This is a genomic window from Endozoicomonas sp. PH6C (genome assembly GCF_059322965.1).
In genome coordinates, this window is the sequence record NZ_CP185342.1 from 6,205,001 (window position 1) to 6,229,943 (window position 24,943).

Genomic DNA, 24,943 nt, shown 5'->3' on the forward strand with positions numbered 1-24,943 from the left:
TGACTCAAACAAACAGGACTGAATAGAACCATCAGAAGCACAAGAAGAGATTTCTGTTTCATCACACCTGTATCCTTTGTAACCGTAACTCTCAATATAGCGAAAGGACCTGTGCGAAATTTCTTCATTGATAAAAGGTATAAAGCCTGCTACTAGCGGTGGCCCCTGACGGGCAATCTAAACAGCATCAGGCCTGCCATTACAGAACCAAATATTACCGCTTCGGTATAGTCACTTTTTGAAAGCCAGACAAAATGCAGAACCGCCAGACCTGCAGCCAGATAGACCAGCTTATGCAGCTTCACCCACTTTTTCCCTAACCGGCGCATCATGGCCCTGGTGGATGTGACACCCAGTGCTGAGAGAATCAGGATCGCAACAGCACCCACTATTATATAGGGACGCTGATATAGATCTTCCAACAGTGTTTGCCACTGCCAGCCCAGCATAAAGGCAACATAAGCCACCACATGCAACAGTGCATAAAAAAGCGAGAAGAGTCCGAACATTCTCCGAAACCGGATCAGCTTGTTAACACCTGTAATTTTTCTTGCCGGGGTAACCGCCAGACTAATGCAAAGGAAGATTAAAGCCCACTCACCCAAATCACGGGTCACTGTATTTGCCGGGTCGGGTCCCAGTTGATGAGTGATAACAGCATTGATCAGCCAGACCAATGGTGCCAGACAGAGTGGAAAAACAAACCACTTTAACTTTGCAACCCAGTCCATAACATCACCTTTAATAAAGCTTCCTGAGATCCATTCCCTTATAGAGTTGGGCCACTTCTTCGCCATAACCATTGAACTTTTGAGTTTCAATCTGGTTTGGCTCCCAGATGGAGTTAGGCAATCTGCGCTCTTGTTTCTGGCTCCAGCGCGGATGATCGACTTCGGGATTCACATTGGCATAAAAGCCATATTCGCTGGGGCCTGATTTAACCCAGGTGGTTCGTGGCATGGTTTCAGTAAAACAAATTTTAACAATGGACTTGATACTCTTGAAGCCATACTTCCAGGGGACAACCAGTCTTAGAGGGGCTCCATTTTGCGGTGGCAGAGTCTTGCCATAAACACCAATCGCCATAAAAGACAGTGGATTCATAGCTTCATCCATTCTCAGCCCTTCGACATAGGGGTATTCGATGGAACTGAAACGGGAGCGTTGACCCGGCATCTGTTCAGGATCATAGAGTGTTTCGAACTGAACATACTTTGCCCTGGAAGTAGGTTGAAAACGCTTCAGCATGTCGGCCAGTGACACGCCGATCCAGGGAATGACCATAGACCAGGCTTCTACACAACGAAGACGGTAGATTCTCTCTTCAACATCATGGGGTCTGAGCATATCTTCCAGCGTGTATTTCCCGGGTTTCTCAACCTCTCCGTCAACCACTAACGACCAGGGATCAGTTTTCATATTTTTAGCGTGTTTGGCAGGGTCGTCTTTTGAATAGCCAAACTCGTAAAAGTTGTTGTAGCCAGTCACACTGGCATAAGGGGTTAAAGCTTCATCGGTGGTAAAACGACTGGATTGATAGCTGGCTACTTTCTTTTGCAGCCAATCCGGAGCAGAGAGCTGTGGAACCTTATCATCGTTTGCACCCCCTGGTTTCCTGGCTGACCTGGGATCTGCAGCATCAGTACAGCCAGTCAGAGCCAGCCCCATACCGGCAAAGGCAAACTGCCCACCCATTTTCAAAAAACGACGACGCTCCCTGTAAACACTTTCTGAGGTTATTTCACTGCTGCGAATGTCTCCTGACTTTCTGGTCTTGATCAGCATCGATACTCTCCCGGGAAATTCTCTTTTTTACCATTTACGTTGGTTTCAATGGCGCAGATTCACATTTCGAAAATGAAAATATAGACGTCATATCAGCTGCAAATATTACATTCCCATAGCCACTTGATCACTTAGCAGCTTTTTTGTCATTTTCACATAAAATTAAATCGGTGTTTCTACTGTCGTTCCCTGAGAATTACAGAGTCCTTAACTTTGCACCTCTGCATAAACAAGGGAGTTAGCTGTGTTATCACCCTGCTATCAGAATTTTGTTGACGGCCAATACCTGGCCAATGAGACCGGAGAAACATTTCCGGTGATCAATCCCGCAACTCGTCAAACCATTTATACCGTGGAGAAAGCCGATAACAGCATTCGCCAGGCTGCGGTTGTCAGTGCTCAAAAAGGCTTTGAAATCTGGTCAGAAATGACGGGTATGGAGCGCAGTCGAATCCTGAAACGTGCTGTCAGTCTTTTGCGTGAGCGCAACGATGAACTGGCTCGAATTGAAGTTCTCGATACCGGTAAACCCTGGCAAGAAGCCAGCGTAGTTGATGTGGTTACAGGCGCAGACTCCATTGAGTTTTTTGCTGGATTGGCCCCTTCCATTGAAGGCAATCAGCAGTGCCTGGGTGATGACTTTTATTACACTCGCCGCGAAGCACTGGGCATCTGTGCCGGAATAGGTGCCTGGAACTACCCTCTGCAAATTGCCTGCTGGAAAGCTGCACCCGCATTGGCCTGCGGCAACAGTATGATTTTCAAACCCTCTGAAGAGACGCCTCTGGGTGCCTTGAAACTGGCTGAGATATTTGTCGAGGCAGGCATGCCTGCTGGCGTCTTCAATGTCATTCAGGGCGACGGGGAAGTCGGTGCCTGGCTGGCTCATCATCCGGAGATTGCCAAGGTCTCTTTCACAGGAGAGGTCAGCACCGGTAAAAAAGTCATGACCGGTGCGGCCTCTTCATTGAAAGAGGTCACCATGGAGCTGGGCGGAAAGTCCCCTCTGATTATCTTTGAGGATGCTGATCTTGAGAATGCCACCTCCGGAGCCATGCTCGGTAACTTCTATACCCAGGGCGAAGTCTGCACAAACGCTACACGGGTTTATGTTCACAAGAGTATCTATCCCGAATTTATAGAAAAACTACGGCAGCGTACTGAAGGCAATATTGTGCTGGGCGACCCTATGGACCCGTGCACCAACATGGGTGCGCTAATATCAGAAAAACACCATCAACGGGTTCTTAACTACATCCACCAGGGCATTATGGAAGGCGCCACTTTGTTGACCGGAGGCAAAGCAGTCAGTCCTTCGACAGCAGCCGATGGCCTTTTTGTTGAGCCCACCATTTTTACCGATTGCCACGATGATATGACCATTGCCCGCGAGGAGATTTTCGGGCCCGTAATGACGGTATTCACCTTCGAAGATGAAGCAGAGGTCATTGCCCGCGCTAACGACACCGAACTGGGCCTTGCAGCCGGAGTCTTTACTCAGGATATCACCCGTGCCCACCGGGTTATTCGGCAGCTTCAGGCAGGTATCTGCTGGATCAACCATTACGGTACCTCACCGGCTGAAATGCCAGTAGGTGGTTATAAGCAGTCCGGTATAGGTCGTGAAAATGGTGTTGAAACAATGAGGCATTACACCCAGGTCAAAGCAGTGTATGTCGGTATGACACCTCTGGAGAGTCCTTTTTAACTTCGCATTCAAGGTGCACGAGCATGACAAAATATGACTATGTCATAGTCGGAGCCGGTTCTGCCGGATGCGTTCTGGCCAATCGCCTGACAGAAGACGGCAAAAGTCGTGTTCTGCTAATTGAAACCGGTGGCAGTGACAAGAGCATCGTTATTCGAATGCCTGCGGCTCTGTCCATTCCCATGAATACCGAAAAGTATGCCTGGCAGTTTATAACCCGGCCTGAACCCTTTCTCGACAACCGTCGTATGCACTGCCCCCGGGGTAAGGTGCTGGGTGGTTCCTCTTCCATCAATGGCATGGTCTATGTTCGGGGCCATGCTAAAGACTTTGATGAATGGCATCAGCACGGAGCTACCAACTGGGATTACCGCCACTGCCTGCCCTATTTTCGTAAAGCAGAAACCTGGGCTTTCGGTGCCGATGACTATCGGGGAGGCAGTGGTCCATTAGCGGTCAATAATGGTAATGAAATGAAAAACCCTCTCTACTCCACCTTTATAAAGGCCGGGGTAGAAGCAGGCTACCTGGAAACCACTGACTGCAACGGTGCTCGACAGGAAGGTTTTGGAGCCATGCACATGACTGTTAAGAACGGTATACGCTGGTCCACTGCCAACGCCTATCTTCGCCCGGCAATGAAACGAAGTCATTTAACGGTGGTTACCCATGCCCAGGTTCAGCGTGTCCTGCTGGAAGGCAAAAAGGCTACAGGCGTCGAATATAAACATAAAGGTCTCATCAAAAAAGTGCAGGTCACTAAAGAAATCATTCTTTCGGCAGGCTCTATTGGCTCACCTCATATTCTTCAATTATCAGGAATAGGCCCTCGCAAGGTATTAGAAGACGCAGATATAGCAGTTCAACACGAATTGCCTGGTGTAGGTGAAAATTTGCAGGATCATCTGGAATTCTACTTTCAGTTTCGCTGCAAAAAGCCCATTACTCTCAACGGCAAACTCGACCCGCTCAGTAAATTATTCATTGGTGCTCGCTGGTTGTTCATGAGAGACGGGCTGGGTGCGACCAATCATTTTGAATCTTGTGGTTTTATCCGTTCAAAAGCAGGCGTTGAATGGCCTGATATGCAATACCACTTCCTGCCAGCGGCAATGCGCTATGATGGCAGGAGTGCTTTTGACGGGCATGGTTTCCAGGTTCATATCGGCCACAACAAACCCAAAAGCCGTGGCTGGGTGAGAGCGGTGTCAGCCAATCCAGATGTTCACCCCGGTATTCGGTTCAACTATCTGTCCCACGAAGAAGACCGGGAAGGCTTCAGACAATGCGTTCGTCTGACCCGGGAAATCATCAACCAACCGGCGTTCGATGAATACCGTGACTCAGAAATACAGCCGGGAGAAAGCATTCAAACCGATGAACAGATTGATGCCTTTGTTCGGGAATCCGTTGAAAGTGCCTATCATCCATCCTGCTCCTGCAAGATGGGAACGGATAACATGTCTGTGGTCGATCCAAAGACAAGAGTTATAGGACTGGAAGGACTGAGAGTAGTGGACTCCTCCATCTTCCCAACCATTCCCAATGGCAATCTGAATGCCCCTACGATCATGGTGGCGGAGAGGGCGGCAGACCTCATCCGGGAGGCAGATATCTTGCCTCCGTCTTCTGCCCGAGTCGATTTGGATACTCAATGGCAGGAGAGACAGAGAAAAGGAACCACTGTGCGCTGATCAACTTGTAGCCACACTCTGCAGGATGGGAACCAGAGTAAAACCGCGTGGCTCTTGAGTCATTCAGGAGCCGTTTGTTTTCTGGTTTTTCCTACCAGGAACATAATGGGTCCGGAGCAGGCATAACTCAGAAAAATCAGCATCAGCACTCTGGGTGGATCGGTAAAGACGACGGCAAAAGCCAAAACCATGACAATCATAAAAATGAAAGGCACCCGTCCTTTCAGGTCCAGTTTCTTGAAACTGTTGTACTGAAAATTACTGACCATCAGCACACCAGCCAGACCTGTAATCAGAGCGCCCAGCAATGCAATACCCATCATGTTGCCGTCGATACCAAAATCACTCAGCGCCCATACCATACCAATGACCAGTGCTGCTGCAGCGGGGCTGGCCAGACCGGTGAAATAGCGGCTATCTGTTACTTCCAGCTGAGTATTGAAACGGGCCAGACGCAAAGCAGCACAGGCTGCATAAATGAAGGCAACCATCCAGCCCACTTTACCCAGATCATTCAGGGCCCAACTGTAGGCGACCATGGCAGGCGTTACACCAAAGGTCACCATATCTGCCAGACTGTCGTACTCCGCACCGAACTTGCTCTGGGTGTTGGTCATCCGGGCAACACGACCATCGAGGCCATCCAGAATCATAGCAACAAAGACTGAAATACAAGCCTGGGTAAAAAAACCCGCCTGGGCACTGATAATGGCGTAAAAGCCACAGAACAGATTACCTGTTGTAAACAGGTTAGGCAGTATATAAATGCCTCTGTGGCGAACTGTCTCCCCACCTTCGACCACCTCTTCAAAGTGCTCATCGACGGGAAACAGACCGTCCACTGCATCTTGTTCATTTTCGGGTCGTTTCGGTTTATCGCTCATTTCAGCATCTGCTCATCGACATAAAGGTGAAAAAAACACACTCTATCATGAAAGGTATGGATACTGCATAACCGCTAGGAGCCTGACAGGGAATAGACTTCCATCAGTTGCCATCCTGACTCACAACGCTGGCTCAACTCAGTCCATAACCTTTCAGCTCTGGCATGCAGCCGAACTGTGTTTCGGTAAAGCAGAATTTCTATAGAGCCCGTCCAGTCAGCTCTTTCAGAATAGGGAACCAGCTGACCAGACTTCAGCTCATCCTGTACGGAATAATCCGGTAACCAGGCAACCCCTTTGCCTTTAAGAGCCATTTCCTTGAGCAGGTTGGTCAGGGAAGACTCCATTACCGTCTGAAAGAGTACGGGAACGTCCGATGCACTCAACAGACTATTGACCTTGCGCCCCATAAAAGCATTGGGGCTATATCGGAGTAAGGGTACAGTGTCAGGATCACTATCAGAAAACATTGGTTTTCCCTGAGCATCAGGCAGACAAACGGGCAAAAGACGCGTCATCCCCAGTTTCAGATATTCAAAGGGCGGCTGCATTAAAGCGTCAACATTGAACGCCAGGAGAAAATCACAATTACCTTCCTGCAGCGCCTCTACCGCGAGATCAACATCAATGCTTTCTACTCTGGTTTGCAGTAATTGCTCATCTTCACTCACCTGCTGAATCAATTCCGGTAACAAAGTCACCGACAGGGAATGAGCTGCAGCAAAGTCAATGGCCTGCCCGGAGACGACACCCTGTAACTGACCCAGACCCTCTTCCATTTGACGAAGCAGGTTCCTGGCCGTTGTTCTGAACAAACGCCCTTCCGGAGTCAGTTTGATGGGAACCGTTCCCCTGTCTACCAGCTCAAAACCGACCGTCTGTTCCAGAGAACGAACTCTTCGACCAAAAGCAGGTTGTGTGATGTTTCGAAAATCAGCAGCACGGGAAAAATTTCTCAGCTCGGCCAATGCCAGAAAATCTTCCAGCCACTTGGTTTCCAGATTCATTCAAGCACGACTCCCAGACTTCAGTTCAACTTACCCCCGCTCCTCAAGCAGCTTCTTTCTCTTCCTGCTGACTGTACCAGCCAACACAGGCTCCGGCTAACAGCGCTGTTGCATCAATGTACTGTCCGGGATTTGTTTTCATAACGTCGGCAAGACCTACAGGAATTTCTGTGCAGCCCAGAATAACCGCTTCAGCGCCCTGACTAACCAGATCATCAAAAACCATTTTCATACACTGACTGCCCTGCTCCAGACGCCCTGCCTTAATATCGTAGATGGCATCCATCATCAGCGTTTGCATTCCCTGATCAGGTATCAGACATTCACGACTATCGTTCTCTATCTGCCGTTGGTACATTATGGCTGAAACCGTAGCGCTGGTCGCCATAACACCTATTTTGCGCAGATTATTTCGTCGGATATGTTGTTCAACACAACTCAGGATACTGATCATTGGAATCCGAGCCTGTTTTTGCAGCTTATCAAACCAGAAATGTGCAGTATTACAGGGAATCACTGCACACTGGGCACCGCCTCGCTCAAGACTTCTCAAACCTCTCAGCAAGGCCGGAAAAGGGTCCTCGCAACCTTCAAGAATGCAGGCACTGCGATCTGGAATCTGAGGGACATTATGCACCAGCATGGGCAGGTGCTCCTGATCCTTACTGGCTTGTGTCAAAGCAATGATTTTCTGCATAAAGTCTACGGTAGCCAGAGGCCCCATTCCGCCCAGTACTCCTAACACGACATACTCCGTTTAATTGGTGACTGCAAGATTAGCAATATCACTAGAAACTATGGTCATATAATTACGACTCCCAGGGAGCTTGTGAAATGCCTAAAGCGAAGGATTAATGCCGAAATGGCATGGGGAGAAAGGCAGATAAAAATATAAGGTTTTACTTATTGGAATTAACTTCTTATAACAGGAAACTATAGAATTTCATTACCAACCAAATTGATAGCTATGAAAAGAATTACAATGGTTGTGGCCATGAAACAGGAAGCAGCGCCACTCATTGAGAAACTGGGCCTGGCCGAAACAGACGACATAAATCCCCTGCTACCCTGCAAAACCTTTGCGGGTGAGTATAAGAATCTGAACATCAATCTGATTACCAACGGTTCCGACTCAGTTCACGGTGTAGAAAATGTCGGTACCCAGCCAGCAACCCTGGCGGCATACGAAGCACTTCGCCTCTTGTCACCGGACCTGGTCATCAATGCCGGAACCTGTGGAGGTTTTTCCGACAAGGGCTGTAAAGTTGGTGACGTTTATATTGGCGAGCGTATTCGTTTCTTTGACCGTCGTATCCCCATGGGCGAACATTACGAAGCCTACGGCGACGGTAATTTTCAGTGCCAAGTGGCAGTGGATCTGGCCCGAAAACTGGATTTGCCCACCTCTGTTGTCTGCACCGGCAACTCTCTCGATATGAGTCCGACCGATGAAGCCATTCTGCGTCAGGAACCTATGGTCAACAAAGAGATGGAAGCCGCAGCCATTGCCTGGGTAGCTTCCCATTACCAGACGCCAGTGGTTGCGGTAAAATCGGTGACAGACCTGATGGACAGTAAGCATGGCACAGCAGAAGAATTCGCTTCCAACCTGGCCCTGGCCTCCAGAAATCTTCAGGAAGAAGTGCTGAGACTGCTTGATCTTCTTGCTCAGCAATAAACTACTAAGTACCTGGCCAGTTGGTTTCGCATATTCTGGCTGCAACCAAAACACACTCAGGGAGACGTTATGCGTTATTTTCTGGCAATACTTTTGCCACCGATAGCCGTTCTTTTATGTGGCAAGCCGGGTCAGATGATCCTTAATATTATTCTGACCCTGCTGGGTTGGATTCCCGGAATCATTCATGCCCTGTTTGTTGTTAACAGTCACCTGGCAGACAAGCGCAACCAGAAAGTCATTGACGCCATTAAAAATCAGGAAGATTAGCGCTATGTTCTCAGCATTCCGGGCAGGAATACCCGTCCTGCTGCTTATTTTGTCGGTCTTTCTGACAGGCTGCCAGAGTACTTATTACAGCGCCATGGAAAAGGTAGGCGTTTACAAGCGCGAGATTTTGGTGGACCGCATCAAGAGCTCTCAGGCCGCTCAGGAAGAAGCTCAAGAGCAATTCAGCTCAGCGTTGGAACAGTTTCGCAGCGTCGTCAATTTTAATGGTGGTGATCTGGAGGCGCTTTATGATCAGCTTAATGCTGAGTTCGAGGACAGCGAAGCTTCTGCAGATAAGGTTCGTAAGCGCATCCGGGACGTTAAAGATGTCTCGGATGCACTCTTTGAAGAGTGGGAAGCAGAGCTGGAACTCTATTCCAGCGGCAGTCTTCGTCGTGCCAGTCAACTGCAGCTGAATGAAACCCGTCATCAGTACAAAAAAATGCTGGCCAGCATGGAACAATCAGAAAAGCGCATGCAACCGGTTCTGAATGCCTTCCGGGATCAGGTTTTGTATCTGAAACACAACCTCAATGCACGGGCTATTGCGGCACTCAAGGGTGAATTTGGTGCCATTAAGCTGGACATTGATCGCCTGCTAAGAGATATGCAGCGCTCCATTGATGAGTCACGCAAGTTCGTTGCCACCTTGCAACAGTCATGAGTGATCGAAGCAATCTTGCTTCACTTTGGGTGGGGAAAGATTGCTCGGGAGTCTAACCCGGACTGTCTGTTGAAGAATATTATACCAATCGTGCTTTCTAACTCCCGTGATGAGCATGGAGATTTGAGCCTTAAGACAAGGCGGCGTGAGGAGTCATAGCCTTAGCTATGGCGACGATCGCCAACGCAGGATTAAGGCTCAAATCTTCAGCGCAATAGGGAGTTAGAAAGTTCGATTGGTATTACCTACTGCTTATCCACAACCCCATAAAGATCAATCCTGCCCCTATCAGGTGGAACTGATAAAGCGTCTGCCCAAGAATGGGAATAGCGAGCATAGCTGAAAACACGGGTATCAAAAAGTGAAACATGGCTGCAGTGCTTGGTCCCAGCACAGACACGCCGAAGTTCCAGAAAAGAAAGGCGACCAGAGTAGCAAACAAAACCTCGTAAATGATTACATAAAGTGCATCCTGGCTAATGGAGAAGCTGCGCTCAGATGCAGGCTCCCAGAGATAGAAGGGCAAAAGGAACATCGCCCCAATTCCGATTAGTGTGGTTAGCAGCTGAGCCTCGGATAAAGGCAGTTCAAAACGCTTGAGCAGAACGGTATAAAGACCCCAGCAGCACATAGCAAGAAACATGATCATGTCTCCTCTGCCAAAATCAAGACTGACCAGCATTGACCACTCTCCTTTACTTAAAATCGTGAGTAGTCCGGGAATTGCCATTCCCATACCGAAAAGCTGCCTTTTTTTAGGAAAAACATGCAGCAGAGGAACCGCCAGGATCATTGTAATGACGGGCAGAATCATCTCAATCAAGGCCAAAGTCACTGCCTGTGTGGATTCAGCAGCGATGTAAAGCAGTGTGTTAGCGCAGAAAATGCCGAGGAACCCCAGGACCAGCAGTTGATAGCGACCTTGAAAGATTACCTTTCTCTGTTGAATCAGTTTCTTGCCGGTAAACGAAAACAGGATCAGAAAAGCCAGAGTCCACCGCCAGAATGACAATGCGATGGGAGGAATGCCTTCTACACTCATCTGGTTTGCAACAAGATTCTCTCCCGCCCAACAGAGAGTCGCTAACACCACCGCCAGTATTGCCAGAATGTTAGAATGAGCAATCAAATGGACGATTTTTTCTCTCAAGTTACTGCTCCAAAAAAATATGTCTGTGATCTTTTAAACCTCTTGAATCATTGGCACTGGCTTAAGCCCTTATCTATTCACATAGGGAGTCTAACCCGGACTGTCTGTTGAAGAATATTTCCTGTTGGTTATCCACAATCCTGTAAAGATCAACCCTGCCCCTATCAGGTGGTACTGGTAAAGCGTCTCTCCAAGGATGGGAATAGCGAACATGGCTGAAAACACAGGGATCAGGAAGTTGAACATAGCCGCATTATTTGCCCCGAGTAAAGACACGCCGAAATTCCATGACATATAGGCGACCAATGAAGCAAAAAGAACTGAGTAACTGATCAGAAAAAGTGCTTTCGGACTCACGGTAAAGCCACCTCTCATCGATAGCTCCCAAAGGTAAAAAGGCAAGAGGATCACCACCCCAATCCCGACCATTATGGTCAACAGATGAGCCCCGGACAAAGGCAATTCAAAACGCTTGAGCAAAACCGTATAAGAGCCCCAGCAACAGGTAGCGAAAAGCATGATTAAATCTCCCCTGCCAAAGTCCAGGCTGGCCATCGATGACCATTCTCCCTTACTGAAAATCGTCAACAGTCCCGGAATAGCCATTCCCATACCAAACAACTGCCTTTTTTTAGGAAAAGTCTTCAACAGAGGAATAGCGAGAATCATAGTAATCACGGGCAGTGCTATTTGTATCAGGCCCAGGTTTACCGCCTGTGTAGATTGAGCTGCGATATAAAGCAATGTGTTAAAGCAGGTAATGCTGAAGAATCCCAGGATCAGTAATTGATAACGACTCTGAAAAATCAGCTTTCTCTGCTGAATCAGTTTCTTTCCGGTAAACGAAAACAGGATCAGAAGAGTCAGAACCCACCGCCAGAATGACAGCGCGACGGGAGGGATATCTCCCACACTAATCCGGCCCGCAACCAGGTTGCCCCCCCAACAGAGTGTCGCTAAGACCAACCCCAGTATTGCCACAATGTTAGGTTGGGTCTTCAAATGGGCAATTTTTTTTCTCAAGGTACCGCTCCAGAAAATTTGCCGACTGTCTCTTAATTCACAACCATCGCAACTATTGTAAAATGCGCTCCGGAAATAAAGAGACTAGAGCTTTAACTGTATCTCTGCCCAAAATAATCATCATCCGTTAGCCATTATTCAAAATTCGATCATGAATCGATTTATGGCTGGCTTCCTATGCCTGGCAGACATTGTTCGTTTCCCGGGAGCTTCCATAGTCGCGAAGTAGACTAGTTTACGAACAGCGTCATCAATCAGAAAAACTTGTGCTTTTTAAACTAAAAAAGGCGCACAAGGCGCCTTTTTTGAAAAGTTGATTTTAACAATCAGTTCTTATCTTTATCAACCAGCTGATTCTCGGTGATCCAGGGCATCATTTCACGCAGCTTGGCACCGGTCTTTTCGATTGGGTGAGCAGCATTGTTACGACGATAAGCAGTCATGGACGGATAGTTCATTGCACCTTCAGTGATGAATTTCTTGGCGTACTCACCGTTCTGGATGTCTTTCAGGGCTTCACGCATAGCCTTACGAGATTCATCGTTGATGACTCTTGGGCCGGTTACATACTCACCATACTCGGCATTGTTGGAGATGGAGTAGTTCATGTTGGCGATCCCGCCTTCGTACATCAGGTCGACAATCAGCTTCAGCTCATGCAGACATTCAAAGTAAGCCATTTCAGGAGCATAACCTGCTTCGGTCAGTGTTTCGAAACCGGCCTTAACCAGCTCTACCGCACCACCACACAACACAGCCTGCTCACCAAACAGATCGGTTTCGGTTTCATCTTTGAAAGTAGTTTCGATGATACCGGTACGACCACCACCTACGCCACAGGCGTACGACAGGGCCAGATCTTTAGCCTTTCCGGAAGCATCCTGATAGATAGCAACCAGATCAGGGATACCGCCGCCTTTAACAAACTCGGAACGCACAGTGTGACCCGGTGCTTTAGGGGCAATCATGACAACGTCCAGATCGGCGCGAGGAACAACCTGGTTGTAGTGAATAGCGAAACCGTGAGCAAATGCCAGGGTTGCACCCTGCTTCAGGTTAGGCTCAATTTCGCTCTTATAAAGCTGAGACTGGAATTCATCCGGAGTCAGGATCATGACCAGGTCAGCCTGGGCGACTGCAGCAGCCACGTCCATTACCTTTAGGCCTGCAGATTCGGCTTTGGCAACAGAAGCGGAGCTCTTACGCAGACCAATGGTGACATCTACCCCGGAGTCCTTGAGGTTATTGGCATGGGCATGACCCTGAGAGCCATAGCCAATAATGGATACTTTCTGACCACGGATGAGGGAAAGATCACAGTCTTTATCGTAATAAACTTTCATGATGGACTCCTGAATAAAACGCCCTGGATTATCTTTTCTTGTCCGGGCTGAAAACGTTGATTTGGAGATTAAAGCAGACAGATCATTTCGTAAAATGATATATTTGCAATATAACGTTTCATATTACGAAACAGCCTTGAGCAAAGGTGAAAAACCGCCATAAGTGAGGGTGAAAAACGATCATTATGGATCTGAAACCACTGAGGCATTTCCTGAGTCTCGCTGAAACGCTCCATTTCGGCCGTGCCAGTGCAGCCTGTCATGTCAGCCCATCTACCCTGAGCCGAAGCATTCAGCATCTGGAAAATAATTTGGGGGTATACCTGTTTGAACGGGACAATCGCAGTGTCAGCCTTACCGCAGAAGGCATTAAGTTCGAGAGATATGCACGGGAAACCCTGATTCAGTGGTCAGCGATTCGCAACGAATTGATAGCCGAATCGAAAGAGTTGAAGGGTGAGATCAGTGTATATTGCTCCGTAACCGCCAGCTACAGCTTTCTTTATGACATTCTCAAGCGCTTTCGACAACGCTATCCGAGCATTGAAATAAAGCTTCATACCGGCGACCCTGACTCAGCCATTGACCTGATCACCTCTGGAAAAGAAGATATAGCCATTTCTGCCCGCCCGGATAATTTATCCTCGGAGATTCAGTTTCACAGCATCGGACTTTCCCCGCTGGTCTTCATAGGCCCTGCTTCGGGAGAAATTTCTACCCCAGGGACGGTTGAAGAGTGGAGCAGAACGCCCATGATCCTGTCAGAAAAAGGTATTGGGCGACAGCGGGTTGATTACTGGTTTTCAGCCAAAGGCATCAAGCCAAAAATATATGCCCAGGTCGCTGGTAATGAAGCCATTGTCAGCATGGTCAGCCTGGGATTTGGAGTCGGCGTAGTACCGCAGATTGTATTGGATAACAGCCCACTGTCTGACAAGGTTAAGATTCTGAATATCACCCCCTGGCTGGCTGCTTATGATGTGGGACTCTGTGTGCTGGACAAGAAACTCAAAAGTCCATTGATTCGGGCCTTCTGGGAGCTGCTTTAGTCGATTTTCTGAGAACAGCCCTATCAGTTCGATGTCCCGCCTGAGTCCAGATCAAAAGCCTCCATCAGGTCCAGTTCAAATCGATTGTTTTTTGCTTTCTTCATGACCACTTTATTTTCGGCAATCCAGGGCTTGCCCAGACACCAGGCTACAAGGGTCTCTCCGTGATGAAATATAAGAATCTTGCTTCCTGTATTATGGTTACTCAGAAGGTAGGGAGTCACTTGTCCTGCACTCCAGGAAAAATTTTTGAAACGACAGCCCCCGGTCACTGAGTCACAAGGTACATGCTCAGTCCAGACAAGCTTCTGATGTTCTGGCAGGAAGATGTCGTATTGCCGCGGCGGCCACCAACTAATCCTCTTCAGTTTATAACCGGGTTGATCCGTTACCACTATTAATTCCTGATCAGAGTCGCCATAAAGAGAACTCAACATGCGAAAGTCATAATTGGCATTAAATAGATAAGCGACACTGCTTTGTAAATGACCACCAATCACTGTACTTGGTGTCGATTCGTCAGAGGTAATTCCTTTTGCTTCTCGCCAGTCGGGCACCAGAACCACCGGGATTGACCTATTGTAGTAAGCGGCAAAATAGGAATGCCAGTCAATAAAGCGGTCCAGCCAGTTCTGACAGACTGCGCGGCTATCAAGATAATCGTCTGCAGATTTATGGAATGCCTTGAAGGTTCTGCTACCAGTATTTATGGCTTCACAGTTGCTGGCGATCAGGGATGAGTAGTGCAGAAAACCAGAAGGCACACCTGCCGGTTTGGCCTGAGTGAGATTCTTCCATCTCTGAAAATCCTTTTCAAGATGACTGAACAGGCTATTCAGTCTCTGCTCAATCACTGCCTTAGGGCCATTCCCCCAGTACTCTACATCAGACAGCTTAACGAACTCTGGTTCTTCTGTATTACCGATCACCTTACTGGTAACAATCCAACGGTTAGTTTGATAATTTACCACGCCTATAAATAAAGGGTGGGCAGGGTGGCCCGTAGCTACCTGTTTTTTACTGACATAAAAAATGAATTCATCTTCCCTGAACACATAATACGATATTCCTATTGTCACTCCTGCCAGAATCGCCAGCCCCACGATAGTGTCTTTGTATAACCTCATCCCGGCCTGAAGATGAGTGTGCCCGGAAAGCGCAAAAAATACGACGAATGCCTTTAAAATATTCTTCCGTCCAACCAGATATCCAGCCATCGATATTTCCAGTGCATGATTTAGAATGCCATCCAGTATAGATAATTACAGAACAACTTCTGTTTAAAGAATACGGTTCAAGAATGCTACTTGAAAAAGAGTCTCTGAAATTGAGCAGACCATCCCGACTGGGGGATGTTATAAACGGCTGAGTTCGTCGTGTCGAGGTCAAACGCTTCGGTCAGGTTCAGCTCAAATGGATTGTTTTTTACTCGCCTGGAAACCACCTTATTTTTGGATGACAAGGGTGTACCCAGATGCCAGGCGACAAGGGTCTCACCATGATGAAATATAAGAATCTGCTTTCCTGTGTCGGGGTGACTCAGCAGGTAAGGAGTCACCTGATCTGCACAGCCGAAAAAATCTTTAAAGCGACAGCCCCGACAGGGTGGGGAGCATTCACAAGAGAAAGTCTCTCCGGTCAGAGCCGGAGAGCTATCAATATGAGAGGAGTTAAAAGAAAGGTTACAAACTCAAAACTTTCTCGCCACGGGCAATGCCCGTAGTACCACTACGAACCACTTCCAGCACCTGAGCCTGGCCGATGGCGGCAATGAAGCCATCCAGTTTCTCTTGGGTACCGGCCAGCTGAATGGTATAAACCGAGCTGGTGACATCGACTATCTGACCTCTGAAGATATCCGCTGTGCGTTTCACTTCAGCTCTCAGCGGACCGCTTGCACGAACCTTGATCAGCATCAGCTCACGTTCAACATGGTGACCTTCGGTCAAATCCACCAGCTTGACCACATCAATGAGCTTGTTCAGCTGCTTGGTAATCTGTTCAATCACCTGTGGATTACCGGAAGTGGTCACTGTCAGACGAGACAGTGTCGCATCTTCCGTAGGTGCAACGGTCAGGGTTTCAATGTTGTAGTTACGCTGGGAAAACAACCCGACAATGCGTGACAGAGCACCCGGTTCGTTTTCTACCAGTACAGAGATAATCCGTCTCATCAGGTTCTCTCCGTCTTGCTGAGCCAGAGGTCACACATGCCACCATCCTTGATTTGCATCGGATAGACATGCTCATCGGGATCTACCTGAATATCCATGAATACCAGACGATCTTTCAGAGAGAAGGCTTTTTCCATCGCAGGCATCAGCTCCTCCGGGCGGGTGACTCTTATACCCACATGGCCGTATGACTCCGCCAGTTTAACGAAGTCAGGCAGAGACTCCATGTAGGAGTGAGAGTAACGGCTGTCATACTGCATATCCTGCCACTGTCGTACCATACCCAGTGCCTGATTATTGATATTGATCACCTTCAGGTGTAAATCGTATTGCAAGCAGGTTGACAGTTCCTGAATATTCATCTGGATACTGCCTTCACCGGTCACACAGGCAACCTGTTCTTCAGGGAAGGACAGTTTGATACCCATGGCCGCTGGCAGGCCGTAGCCCATGGTGCCAAGACCACCGGAGCTGATCCAGCGATTTGGCTTGTTAAACCGATAATGCTGGGCAGCAAACATCTGATGCTGACCTACGTCGGTGGTCACAAAGGCATCACCTTTGGTGACTTGATAAAGGGACTCAATGACCTGCTGGGGCTTGAGAATGCCGTCACTTTTTTCATAAGTGAACAGACCTTTTTCTCTCCAGGAATCAACGCTTGCCCACCATTCGGCAAGAGCAACACTGTCCTGAGAGCCCTGATATTCGTCTATCTGGGCAAGCATGTTTTCCAGAACAGCATCGACCGGACCCACGATGGGGATGTCAGCCACAACGTTTTTGGAAATACTGGCCGGATCAATATCGATATGGATGATCTTGGCATTCGGGCAGAACTTTTCAGTGTTATTGGTTACCCGGTCATCAAAACGGGCACCCACCGCCAGAATCAGGTCGGACTCATGCATGGCTTTGTTGGCACAATAGCTGCCGTGCATTCCCAGCATCCCGACAAACTGACGATCAGACCCCGGAAAACTTCCCAGACCATTCAAAGTATTGGTTACCGGTACGTCCAGCTTTTTGACCAATTCTGTCAGCAACTCTGAAGCCTGACCCAGAACCACACCACCACCGGCATAAATAACCGGCCTGCGAGCCTTCATAAGCAGTTCAACCGCTTTGCGGATCTGCCCGTTATGACCCTTGGCGGGCGGGTTGTAAGAACGGATTTTGACCTTTTCCGGATACTTGTATTCGTATTTTTTGGTCAGGTCGGTGATGTCCTTGGGAATATCAACCACCACAGGACCGGGTCGTCCGGTCTGGGCGAGATGAAACGCCTTGCGGATAACCTCCGGAATATCTTCAGCTTTCTTCACCAGGAAGCTGTGTTTAACGATAGGTCTGGAAATACCCACCATATCCACTTCCTGAAACATGTCAGTCCCGATAAAGCCGGATGGCACCTGACCTGAAATTACCACCATGGGAATAGAGTCCATGTAGGCTGTGGCAATACCGGTAATTGTATTGGTAGCGCCCGGCCCGGATGTCACCAGCGCTACTCCGGGCTTACCTGTAGCCCGCGCATAGCCGTCAGCCATATGGGTAGCCGCCTGTTCGTGGCGCACCAGAATATGGGTGACTGCTTTTTGTCTGAAAATCGCGTCATAGACGTGCAACAGGGCTCCACCAGGATACCCATAGATGTACTCTACCCCTTCATCAGCCAATGAACGGACTACCATGTCCGCGCCGGATAAAAGCTCCACGTTTGCTTACCCTCGGCAGTACTAATTATTAGAAATGAATCGGCTTGACGCCGCTGAGCTAATGCTCATATACAGCCCATGCTGCCTGAGCGGTTAGGGACTCCGGCCTCTCTTTTTTGACAGCGGACAAAGCAGTACACACTGTATTCAAGGCCTCAACATTCCTGTATGGGTAGGGTCAGGAATCTGACAGATGACGCCCGGCAAGGCTCATCTGCCAGCATTCCAAGGAATGCTCTTATCAGGGAATGGATAAGTCCCCCGGATTGTCGCATAAACCCCTGAGTTCACCTGATCAGGTAGTCCCAGGAGGACACATTCTTTACCTTCAATGAAGCAGAGTCAATAGCCCGACAGAGCAGAATTACGGAAATTGCTTACATTTTAGTGGTAAAGATAAGTAGTCATGATAATCACCACCCTGTCACTCACCCTCTGGCTTTAGCTCAACATCCAGACTCGAACGACTGCGAACGTCCAACTTTAACGTTGTCTTATCTTTTTAGTCTGAGAACGTAGCCATGCCCATTTTTATAGTGATCGTCAGCAGAACGACCCGAAGTATATCGCCAGAATTCGTAAGTCAGGTCCGTCCTGTTAAGCCGAGCCGCCAATGGCGTCGTTGGGTGAGCGAAACGAAAGAACTGGGAGTATCTATTATGCGGCATTGCCCCTGTTTGTTCTGATCAATGAACAGACTGATAACCTTGTCGTTTATATCGGTGATAAAAATAGCAGGCTGCTCCGATGACTGACGCCGTTCCAACAAAAACGACACTTCCAACTACAGCAGGAATAATGATTTTATTATTATCAAAGGGAAAATTAATGGATTTGCCCATACACCCTTCCGGAAAGTCGTAAAACTGCGGTCTATTAGGCATATTCCAGCTGGCGACACAATCATTATTCTCTCCACAGTTAATTATCCCGCAACTTTCAGCTCCAGTTTCGCAAACAGTACTTATTTTGACAGTGCATTGTTCTGGTACATCTGGAAAAACATTTGTACATTCTCCAGCACCATCGCCTTTTGCGCAAAAGTCCCATACTAACTCTTTGTATTTAAAGTGCGGAATGGCACATGATCCGTCATTAGTTATCTCTAACATGGTACAGTCATCATAACTAAGTATTCCAAGAAATCCCTTGAGGTCCCTATCCCATTTACACCTCCTGGTGCCCCAAGACGGGCACAGACACGAACCGGTGCTTCCCCAAGAGTCAACAACCATAACACAAACATCTTTATTCTTTGGGTTAGTAAAAGTGCCAACCGCATGACTCTCATGACAAGACGTCCAAGTCAAATTTTCATGTCTAACGTATAAAAAAGATACAGGGCAATTTTTGTCATTAACGTACGGGACACATGGATCCGTAGGCAGAAAATTGCTATATTGAGTATCAATTTTACACTTACAATCATCATAACAGTCGGGCGGGCAAGACATAGATACGCCATCTTCAGAAGTTTCTAAACTGCATATTGTCTGTGTGCGTGGACTAATACATGTAGCAGAATTAAACGTTTCACTACAGGTAGACCACGTTAGATTTTTACAATCAATAAAAACATTATGCTCGGTAAACCCTCCCCCTTCATTACGAAAACTAAATGAAAAGTAAGGTGGACATTTTGTAACTCCATCTTCGGTAGTATTGACAGATTGGTATGACTCATCAGCAAGCAATGAGATAACAGCCTGTGAACTAATAATTACAATTTGCAATAAAACATAGAGACAAGAAGTTTTCATAATAAATGCCCTGATCAACTACAAACAAGCCATGAAAAACAATCAGGATTGACTTGCCGGGCTCAGTATAGCCGCATAACCCCTTAAATCAGTGGTTGCCGACATGCAATCCACTGGATTTTATTGTTAGGTGGCGTGTTAGTTGTTTGGGAGGTGTTGACGGATGAGTAATTCTAGTTGTTCTATTTTTTCGTCGCTACGTTTAAAGCCTGCATAGGTGGCTTGAGTAAGCGCACCAATGGCAGTTTTAATTTCTGAGAGTTCACGGTCATGCTGTGCAAAGCGCAACCGATTTTCCTGCTGGTACTCTCGCATCTCCCGTCTTGTTGCCAGTATCTCTTGGTGTGTATCACCAGTGATCTCAATGAGACTACGAACTGCACTATCCAGTGAGTCAAAATGTGACTCAAGTTGCTCTATCCTGACTTCTAACGACATCGGGACTACTCTCGTTGTGAATGGAGTAACCAGCGTAGCAGAGACTGGTACAAAGACACCTAACATAGGGTTATGTTGCTACCTAAACAATTCAGAATCTGACTCCAGACGCTCAAAGAATATTTTATCTTCTACCACTGCATAGATTAATAACCAGTCTGGCTCTATGTGACATTCTCGATAGCCGCGATAGTTACCAGTCAGGGAATGGTCTTTGTATCTCGCTGCAAGTGGTCTATCTTCTATGAGCTGATCTGTGACTTTCTTTAATTTTGAGCAATCTTTACCCTGCTTCTTTGCTTTTTTAACGTCCCTTTTGAATTGATTCGTACTGACTGGCTTTAGCATCATTAAATATCCAAGTCATCGTACATTTCCTGAGCGTTTTCGTAGTGCGTTAAACCTACTCCTTTCTCTGTGTCGTCAAAGGCTTTAAGGGTTTCTTCATTAGGTATACGAACATCAAAAGGTAATCCATTGCACAAACCTACTTGCTTATAAAACAAGGTGATTGCATCTGTTGCGTTCAGCCCCAGTTTCCTGAATATCGCTTCTGCATGTTCCTTCACATCAGGCTCTATTCTGGCTCGGATCATTGCGCTTTTGCTCATTTTTAAGTACCCCATGCGTCATATTGTTCTGTACAGTGTCATTGAAGATCATTTGTAAACGCCAAATAAACCCACGCCCTTCAGAATCAAAACCCCATTTGAAATGATTAGCCTCCCGATATAAGGAGGCCAATATGTCAAAGAAATTACCCGCAGACAGTGAATGGCTAGAGCGTGTTCAGTCGTGGCGGGATTCAGGTTTGACTCAGAGTGCGTGGTGCCAACAGCATGGTATAAGGGTATCCAAATTCGGATACTGGAAGCGTAAACTCGACACAACCCCCAGCGTAAAACCGACCCCGAACAACTCTGGCTTTGTCCAGGTAACACCCCAACCAGAACCTGGTGCGCCTTCTCGGATAACACCACTCTCCATCACCCTACCCAGTGGTGTAACAGTGTCCGGTATTGATGAAAGTAACCTGTCGCTTTGTGAGCAACTGGTGAGGGATATGCTATGAACACCCCGGTTATGCGACCGTCAGAGGTATTACCAAAGGTGTTTCTCTACCGGGAGCCGATTGACTTTCGCAAGTCATTTCGTGGGCTTGCTGTGTTGGTTGAACAAGAGCTGGGGCACAACCCCTTTGACGGCTATTTATATGCGTTTACCAACCGGCAGCGTAATAAAATCAAGTGCCTGTTCTGGGAAGATAATGGTTTTGTGCTTTATTACAAGAGCCTGTCTGAGGACAAATTCCACTGGCCCAAACCGGACGAAGAGCTGGTTACATTAACCGGGAAACAATTAAACTGGCTGCTGGACGGCTACAATCTCAATGCCATGCAACCCCATAAAAAAAGGCATTATGAGAGCTGTTTTTAGTCCTGTTTTTCAGGGTTTTATGGTAAAATAGCGACCATGAAATCGACCGCCGACACTCTGATTTTTCAGCCGAAATCCGCACTGGATTTGCCCTTTCATCAGGCTGAGACTAACCCTGAAATGGTCGCCTTGTTTGAGGCGATCCATTCGCAGGAAAGTGTCATTCTTGAAAAAGAAAATGCCCTTCTTGAAAAAGAAAATGCCCTTCTTGAAAAAGAAAATGCCCTTCTTGAAAAAGACGACATTATTCAAAAGAAGTCAGAGGTCATCGATTCTCAAAAAAAACGCATTGCGCAACTGGAAGAGTACCTGAGGCTCTCCCGATCCCGCCTGTACGGAAGAAGCACTGAAAAAAACAACAGCCAGGTCGACATTTTCAACGAGGTGGAGCTGGAAGGCTGCACCGGAGAGCAAGACGAAGCTGAAGGTCAGCCAGAGCAAGAGCCTCCAAAACCACGCAAAAAGAAAACAGGGCGCAAGTCATTTTCAGAGTCTCTGCCCAGAGTGCAGGAACGCTCTGAACTCAGTGAAGAAGAAAAAGCCGGAGCCATTGATACCTTCTTTGTCAAAGTCCGTGAAGAGCTTGATATCGTTCCGACCAAGGTTCAGGTGAAAGAAATTCTGCAAGAGAAAGCAGTCTTTCCAGAAGTCGATGAGCATGGACAGGAGAAGCGGGTCATTAAAGTTGCAGAGCTGCCAAAACACCCACTGCCCAAATCTTCACTCTCTGTTTGCACACTGGCCTGGATCATTGTCTCCAAGTACTGCGACGCACTGCCTTTGTACAGGCAAGAGAATATCCTCAAGCGATACGGTGGCTCTGTCACCCGGACGACGATGGCCAACTCTTTGATTCGGCTGTCTACAGAACTGCGGCCACTCATCAATTTGATGAGAGATCATCAAAAGACCGGTTCGGTGATCCATGCTGACGAAACCCGAATTCAGGTGATCAAGGAAACCAGCAAGTCCATCAACTCTGACAAATATATGTGGGTCAGCCTTGGTGGGCCACCCGGACAAACATCGGTGGTGTTTGAATACGATCCCTCAAGAGGCAAGGAGGTTCCCCTGCGTCTGTTCGAAGGGTTCAGCGGTTACCTGCAAACTGACGGGTATGCCAGTTACGACGCTGTATGCAAACAAGAAGGCATCACCCAGGCGGGTTGCTTCGACCACGTTCGCAGGAAATTTCTGGATGCCAGGAAGGGCGAAGCCAAACCGGGCAAAAAGGTGAAAAACACCCGCGTTAGCAAGGCGAATGTCGCTTTAGGCAAAATCGGTAAGCTTTACGCCATTGAGAAAGAAATAGGAGATCTTCCTCCATCAGAAAAAGCCATCCTGCGTCAGCAAAAGAGTAAGCCACTACTGGACGACTTTCATGTATGGCTGGAGAAAAACATAACCAGGCTAGACCCGGGCAGCCTGTCGCACCAAGCCATGAGCTATGCATTGAACCAATGGCCAAAACTGGTCGTTTACTGTGACAACGGCCACCTGGATATCAGTAATGCCGCAGCGGAAAACACCATCCGCCCCTTCGCTATTGGCCGCAAGAACTGGATGTTTGCAGACACGCCAAAAGGGGCGCAAGCCAGTGCCCTTTTATACAGCCTGATTGAAAGCGCAAAGGTGAATGGTCTGGAGCCTTTCAATTACCTGAACCATATTTTAAAAGAGCTGCCTTACGCCGATACCGTTGAGAAACTGGAACAGCTTCTCCCCTGGAATGTTAAGACAGGCAAAGAATAAGAAATCTTGGGGGCGGCAGCCAGTACGCTGGTTTATTTGGCGCTTACGATCATTTGGGGTACAGTGCAAACGCAACATACCAAACGCTTCCAATTCGTGGCTTCGCCACCCGACCGCCCTTCGGTCGGCGTCCGAAGCTGAGGGATATACTGCACACTCGGTATAATATCATTAACAACCGTACCACGAAGCATACTATCATGGCAGGGAAGCAACTCTCGGAGAAATCGCAAAGGCCGACCATAGCATACGCATGGCCAAAGCTTATACGACATTGCTAGCCCACCCTGACAGTGTCATACAGCAGCGAGGCCGTGACCTAAAGCTCTATGAAGAGATCCTGCGTGACGGCCAGGTAAAATCCTGTTTCCAGCAAAGACGTTTGGCTGTCACACATTCTCTGTTCAAGCTCGACAACAAAACGTTTTGTCAGCGCTTGAGCCTGACAGACGACGGACAATACCATTAACAACAGTGGTGCTGCATAGAGTGAGTGTTTAATCATTCTATCCCTGCATTTTGGCATAGAGAGAGGAAGGATAGATCAAGGAAATAACGCAAGTTATGCAGTTAACCGTTCTCTCAACTGCCCCGGAGAAACATTCAGCCCTGCCGCATAAACTGTGGTGCTGAGGTGAAAGTGATCCAACTTCACTTTCTCTATGACCCTGAATTCGTATCATAAGTGCATAACCTCTGTTACCTACCTTGCACCGGCCTCGGTCAGGAGTTTCACGATGTCGGTATGACCATTCTGGGCAGCCATGAACAGCGGGGTGATGCCATTGTTATTCTGGGCGTTGAGATCCGCTCCGGCTTCGATCAAGATTTTCACACAGTCGGTATTGCCTTCCGCAGCAGCAATGAGCAGCGGGGTCGCGCCATTCGACGTGGCAGCGTCAATATCCACCCCGGCGTTAATCAGGACTTTCACACAGTCAGTGTTATTTTCCTGGGCAGCGATGAACAGTGCGGTGCCGCCACTATTACCCCAGGCGTTGAGATCCACTTTGGCCTCGATCAGGAGTTTCACGATGTCGGTATGGCCATTCTGGGCAGCAATGATCAGTGGGGTGGTGCCATTTTTATTCCGGGCGTTGAGATCTTCCCCGGCCTCGATCAGGAGTTTCACGATGTCGGTATAGCCCTTCCCGGCAGCAATGATCAGCGGGGTGGAACCATTCTTATTCCGGGCGTTGAGATCCGCTCCGGCTTCGATCAAGATTTTCACACAGTCGGTATTGCCTTCCGCAGCAGCAATGAGCAGCGGGGTCGCGCCATTCGACGTGGCAGCGTCAATATCCACCCCGGCGTTAATCAGGACTTTCACACAGTCAGTGTTATTTTCCTGGGCAGCGATGTACAGCGCGGAGGTGCCATCTTTGTTTCGGGCGTTGAAATCCGCTTTG

28 protein-coding genes (1 of these 28 only partly in view) are annotated in these 24,943 nt (G+C 48.0%); 9 read left to right on the forward strand and 19 right to left on the reverse strand.

The annotated features are described in order from the left end of the window. The 3 genes from ACOMG9_RS21645 to msrP all read right to left on the reverse strand — a co-directional run. Positions 1-62, reverse strand: the beginning of a protein-coding gene (locus ACOMG9_RS21645; RefSeq protein WP_422135521.1) for a hypothetical protein. It extends 517 nt beyond the left edge of the window; the window shows 62 of its 579 coding nt (coding positions 1-62); it begins with the start codon at positions 60-62; its stop codon lies beyond the left edge, outside the window. Between the two features lie 90 nt (positions 63-152). Further along, on the reverse strand, positions 153-731 hold the full coding sequence (msrQ, locus tag ACOMG9_RS21650; RefSeq protein ID WP_448218433.1) for a protein-methionine-sulfoxide reductase heme-binding subunit MsrQ: 579 nt from the start codon (positions 729-731) through the stop codon (positions 153-155). Positions 732-741: 10 nt separating this feature from the next. Continuing rightward, positions 742-1,785 carry a protein-methionine-sulfoxide reductase catalytic subunit MsrP gene (gene msrP / locus ACOMG9_RS21655; RefSeq protein ID WP_448218434.1) on the reverse strand — a complete coding sequence of 348 codons (1,044 nt, stop codon included), beginning with the start codon at positions 1,783-1,785 and terminating at the stop codon, positions 742-744. Positions 1,786-2,029: 244 nt separating this feature from the next. On the opposite strand from msrP, the gene betB reads away from it, so the two are divergent. Next, entirely contained in the window at positions 2,030-3,493 is a 1,464-nt protein-coding gene (gene betB / locus ACOMG9_RS21660) for a betaine-aldehyde dehydrogenase (protein WP_448218435.1), read from the forward strand. 23 nt (positions 3,494-3,516) lie between these two features. Next, positions 3,517-5,187, forward strand: coding sequence for a choline dehydrogenase (betA, locus tag ACOMG9_RS21665; protein ID WP_448218436.1), 1,671 nt, complete (start codon positions 3,517-3,519; stop codon positions 5,185-5,187). A 59-nt stretch (positions 5,188-5,246) separates the two neighbouring features. Here the strand turns inward: betA and pssA are convergent, their stop codons facing one another. From pssA to cuyB, 3 genes are all read right to left on the reverse strand, one after another. Further along, complete coding sequence (gene pssA, locus ACOMG9_RS21670) at positions 5,247-6,071, reverse strand: CDP-diacylglycerol--serine O-phosphatidyltransferase (protein ID WP_422135526.1); 825 nt, start codon at positions 6,069-6,071, stop codon at positions 5,247-5,249. 74 nt (positions 6,072-6,145) lie between these two features. Then, complete coding sequence (locus ACOMG9_RS21675) at positions 6,146-7,078, reverse strand: LysR substrate-binding domain-containing protein (RefSeq protein WP_448218437.1); 933 nt, start codon at positions 7,076-7,078, stop codon at positions 6,146-6,148. Between the two features lie 43 nt (positions 7,079-7,121). Then, entirely contained in the window at positions 7,122-7,823 is a 702-nt protein-coding gene (gene cuyB, locus ACOMG9_RS21680; RefSeq protein ID WP_494529404.1) for a cysteate racemase, read from the reverse strand. A gap of 222 nt (positions 7,824-8,045) precedes the next feature. On the opposite strand from cuyB, the gene ACOMG9_RS21685 reads away from it, so the two are divergent. The 3 genes from ACOMG9_RS21685 (at position 8,046) to ACOMG9_RS21695 (ending at position 9,690) form a co-directional block, all read left to right on the forward strand. Continuing rightward, positions 8,046-8,756 carry a phosphorylase family protein gene (locus ACOMG9_RS21685; protein ID WP_448218439.1) on the forward strand — a complete coding sequence of 237 codons (711 nt, stop codon included), beginning with the start codon at positions 8,046-8,048 and terminating at the stop codon, positions 8,754-8,756. A 69-nt stretch (positions 8,757-8,825) separates the two neighbouring features. Then, positions 8,826-9,026, forward strand: coding sequence for a YqaE/Pmp3 family membrane protein (locus tag ACOMG9_RS21690; protein ID WP_448218440.1), 201 nt, complete (start codon positions 8,826-8,828; stop codon positions 9,024-9,026). Between the two features lie 4 nt (positions 9,027-9,030). Beyond that, positions 9,031-9,690, forward strand: coding sequence for a DUF2959 domain-containing protein (locus tag ACOMG9_RS21695; RefSeq protein WP_448218441.1), 660 nt, complete (start codon positions 9,031-9,033; stop codon positions 9,688-9,690). A 241-nt stretch (positions 9,691-9,931) separates the two neighbouring features. Here the strand turns inward: ACOMG9_RS21695 and ACOMG9_RS21700 are convergent, their stop codons facing one another. The 3 genes from ACOMG9_RS21700 to ilvC form a co-directional block, all read right to left on the reverse strand. Then, entirely contained in the window at positions 9,932-10,840 is a 909-nt protein-coding gene (locus ACOMG9_RS21700; RefSeq protein ID WP_422135531.1) for a DMT family transporter, read from the reverse strand. A 90-nt stretch (positions 10,841-10,930) separates the two neighbouring features. Then, positions 10,931-11,863 (reverse strand): DMT family transporter, encoded by a 933-nt coding sequence (locus tag ACOMG9_RS21705; RefSeq protein ID WP_422135532.1) that lies wholly within the window; start codon positions 11,861-11,863, stop codon positions 10,931-10,933. A 326-nt stretch (positions 11,864-12,189) separates the two neighbouring features. Continuing rightward, positions 12,190-13,206, reverse strand: a complete 1,017-nt coding sequence (gene ilvC, locus ACOMG9_RS21710; protein ID WP_422135533.1) for a ketol-acid reductoisomerase — start codon at positions 13,204-13,206, stop codon at positions 12,190-12,192. Between the two features lie 185 nt (positions 13,207-13,391). Between ilvC and ilvY the strand changes: the two genes are divergently transcribed. Continuing rightward, entirely contained in the window at positions 13,392-14,255 is an 864-nt protein-coding gene (ilvY, locus tag ACOMG9_RS21715) for an HTH-type transcriptional activator IlvY (RefSeq protein WP_422135534.1), read from the forward strand. Between the two features lie 23 nt (positions 14,256-14,278). Here ilvY and ACOMG9_RS21720 read toward each other — a convergent pair whose 3' ends face one another. The 8 genes from ACOMG9_RS21720 to ACOMG9_RS21755 all read right to left on the reverse strand — a co-directional run bounded on the left by ACOMG9_RS21720 (position 14,279) and on the right by ACOMG9_RS21755 (position 20,956). Beyond that, positions 14,279-15,472 carry a hypothetical protein gene (locus ACOMG9_RS21720; protein WP_448218443.1) on the reverse strand — a complete coding sequence of 398 codons (1,194 nt, stop codon included), beginning with the start codon at positions 15,470-15,472 and terminating at the stop codon, positions 14,279-14,281. An 86-nt stretch (positions 15,473-15,558) separates the two neighbouring features. Then, positions 15,559-15,813 carry a hypothetical protein gene (locus tag ACOMG9_RS21725; RefSeq protein ID WP_448218444.1) on the reverse strand — a complete coding sequence of 85 codons (255 nt, stop codon included), beginning with the start codon at positions 15,811-15,813 and terminating at the stop codon, positions 15,559-15,561. Positions 15,814-15,937: 124 nt separating this feature from the next. After that, positions 15,938-16,429, reverse strand: coding sequence for an acetolactate synthase small subunit (gene ilvN, locus ACOMG9_RS21730; RefSeq protein WP_422135537.1), 492 nt, complete (start codon positions 16,427-16,429; stop codon positions 15,938-15,940). Further along, entirely contained in the window at positions 16,429-18,147 is a 1,719-nt protein-coding gene (locus ACOMG9_RS21735; protein WP_494529405.1) for an acetolactate synthase 3 large subunit, read from the reverse strand. Before ACOMG9_RS21735 ends, ilvN begins: the two co-directional genes overlap by 1 nt. Positions 18,148-18,833: 686 nt before the next feature. Then, positions 18,834-19,259, reverse strand: coding sequence for a hypothetical protein (locus ACOMG9_RS21740; protein WP_494529406.1), 426 nt, complete (start codon positions 19,257-19,259; stop codon positions 18,834-18,836). A gap of 786 nt (positions 19,260-20,045) precedes the next feature. Further along, positions 20,046-20,345: a hypothetical protein gene (locus ACOMG9_RS21745; protein ID WP_494529407.1), complete on the reverse strand. Its 300-nt coding sequence runs from the start codon at positions 20,343-20,345 to the stop codon at positions 20,046-20,048. A gap of 78 nt (positions 20,346-20,423) precedes the next feature. After that, positions 20,424-20,696, reverse strand: coding sequence for a type II toxin-antitoxin system YafQ family toxin (locus ACOMG9_RS21750; protein WP_448218448.1), 273 nt, complete (start codon positions 20,694-20,696; stop codon positions 20,424-20,426). Next, the gene (locus ACOMG9_RS21755; protein WP_422135541.1) at positions 20,696-20,956 is read right to left on the reverse strand and encodes a type II toxin-antitoxin system RelB/DinJ family antitoxin; all 261 of its coding nucleotides are present in this window, start codon (positions 20,954-20,956) and stop codon (positions 20,696-20,698) included. Before ACOMG9_RS21755 ends, ACOMG9_RS21750 begins: the two co-directional genes overlap by 1 nt. A gap of 134 nt (positions 20,957-21,090) precedes the next feature. Here ACOMG9_RS21755 and tnpA point away from each other — a divergent pair, with 134 nt between their 5' ends. Genes tnpA through tnpC form a run of 3 tightly spaced genes read left to right on the forward strand, consistent with a single transcriptional unit; the run spans position 21,091 to position 23,534 of the window. After that, a complete protein-coding gene (gene tnpA, locus ACOMG9_RS21760; RefSeq protein WP_448215653.1) occupies positions 21,091-21,417 on the forward strand; it encodes an IS66 family insertion sequence element accessory protein TnpA in 327 nt (108 codons plus the stop codon). Continuing rightward, on the forward strand, positions 21,414-21,782 hold the full coding sequence (gene tnpB, locus ACOMG9_RS21765; RefSeq protein WP_448215654.1) for an IS66 family insertion sequence element accessory protein TnpB: 369 nt from the start codon (positions 21,414-21,416) through the stop codon (positions 21,780-21,782). The genes tnpA and tnpB overlap by 4 nt, the downstream gene beginning before the upstream one ends. Before the next feature lie 36 nt (positions 21,783-21,818). Beyond that, positions 21,819-23,534, forward strand: a complete 1,716-nt coding sequence (gene tnpC, locus ACOMG9_RS21770; RefSeq protein WP_448215655.1) for an IS66 family transposase — start codon at positions 21,819-21,821, stop codon at positions 23,532-23,534. Between the two features lie 319 nt (positions 23,535-23,853). Here tnpC and ACOMG9_RS21775 read toward each other — a convergent pair whose 3' ends face one another. Both ACOMG9_RS21775 and ACOMG9_RS21780 read right to left on the reverse strand, forming a co-directional pair. Further along, positions 23,854-24,039 (reverse strand): hypothetical protein, encoded by a 186-nt coding sequence (locus ACOMG9_RS21775; RefSeq protein WP_487247189.1) that lies wholly within the window; start codon positions 24,037-24,039, stop codon positions 23,854-23,856. Between the two features lie 198 nt (positions 24,040-24,237). After that, positions 24,238-24,894: an ankyrin repeat domain-containing protein gene (locus ACOMG9_RS21780; protein ID WP_494530401.1), complete on the reverse strand. Its 657-nt coding sequence runs from the start codon at positions 24,892-24,894 to the stop codon at positions 24,238-24,240. Positions 24,895-24,943 lie beyond the last annotated feature (49 nt).

Bases quoted from the DNA above. Each gene is read 5' to 3' on its own strand.
- ACOMG9_RS21690 (WP_448218440.1), top strand. From the start codon at position 8,826: ATGCGTTATTTTCTGGCAATACTTTTGCCACCGATAGCCGTTCTTTTA.
- ACOMG9_RS21720 (WP_448218443.1), bottom strand. From the start codon at position 15,472: ATGGCTGGATATCTGGTTGGACGGAAGAATATTTTAAAGGCATTCGTC.
- ACOMG9_RS21675 (WP_448218437.1), bottom strand. From the start codon at position 7,078: ATGAATCTGGAAACCAAGTGGCTGGAAGATTTTCTGGCATTGGCCGAG.
- ilvC (WP_422135533.1), bottom strand. From the start codon at position 13,206: ATGAAAGTTTATTACGATAAAGACTGTGATCTTTCCCTCATCCGTGGT.
- ilvY (WP_422135534.1), top strand. From the start codon at position 13,392: ATGGATCTGAAACCACTGAGGCATTTCCTGAGTCTCGCTGAAACGCTC.
- msrQ (WP_448218433.1), bottom strand. From the start codon at position 731: ATGGACTGGGTTGCAAAGTTAAAGTGGTTTGTTTTTCCACTCTGTCTG.
- ACOMG9_RS21685 (WP_448218439.1), top strand. From the start codon at position 8,046: ATGAAAAGAATTACAATGGTTGTGGCCATGAAACAGGAAGCAGCGCCA.
- pssA (WP_422135526.1), bottom strand. From the start codon at position 6,071: ATGAGCGATAAACCGAAACGACCCGAAAATGAACAAGATGCAGTGGAC.
- ACOMG9_RS21750 (WP_448218448.1), bottom strand. From the start codon at position 20,696: ATGATGCTAAAGCCAGTCAGTACGAATCAATTCAAAAGGGACGTTAAA.
- ACOMG9_RS21755 (WP_422135541.1), bottom strand. From the start codon at position 20,956: ATGAGCAAAAGCGCAATGATCCGAGCCAGAATAGAGCCTGATGTGAAG.
- ACOMG9_RS21745 (WP_494529407.1), bottom strand. From the start codon at position 20,345: ATGTCGTTAGAAGTCAGGATAGAGCAACTTGAGTCACATTTTGACTCA.
- ACOMG9_RS21740 (WP_494529406.1), bottom strand. From the start codon at position 19,259: ATGTTAGAGATAACTAATGACGGATCATGTGCCATTCCGCACTTTAAA.
- ilvN (WP_422135537.1), bottom strand. From the start codon at position 16,429: ATGAGACGGATTATCTCTGTACTGGTAGAAAACGAACCGGGTGCTCTG.
- ACOMG9_RS21775 (WP_487247189.1), bottom strand. From the start codon at position 24,039: ATGATTAAACACTCACTCTATGCAGCACCACTGTTGTTAATGGTATTG.
- betA (WP_448218436.1), top strand. From the start codon at position 3,517: ATGACAAAATATGACTATGTCATAGTCGGAGCCGGTTCTGCCGGATGC.
- msrP (WP_448218434.1), bottom strand. From the start codon at position 1,785: ATGCTGATCAAGACCAGAAAGTCAGGAGACATTCGCAGCAGTGAAATA.
- ACOMG9_RS21695 (WP_448218441.1), top strand. From the start codon at position 9,031: ATGTTCTCAGCATTCCGGGCAGGAATACCCGTCCTGCTGCTTATTTTG.
- tnpB (WP_448215654.1), top strand. From the start codon at position 21,414: ATGAACACCCCGGTTATGCGACCGTCAGAGGTATTACCAAAGGTGTTT.
- tnpC (WP_448215655.1), top strand. From the start codon at position 21,819: ATGAAATCGACCGCCGACACTCTGATTTTTCAGCCGAAATCCGCACTG.
- tnpA (WP_448215653.1), top strand. From the start codon at position 21,091: ATGTCAAAGAAATTACCCGCAGACAGTGAATGGCTAGAGCGTGTTCAG.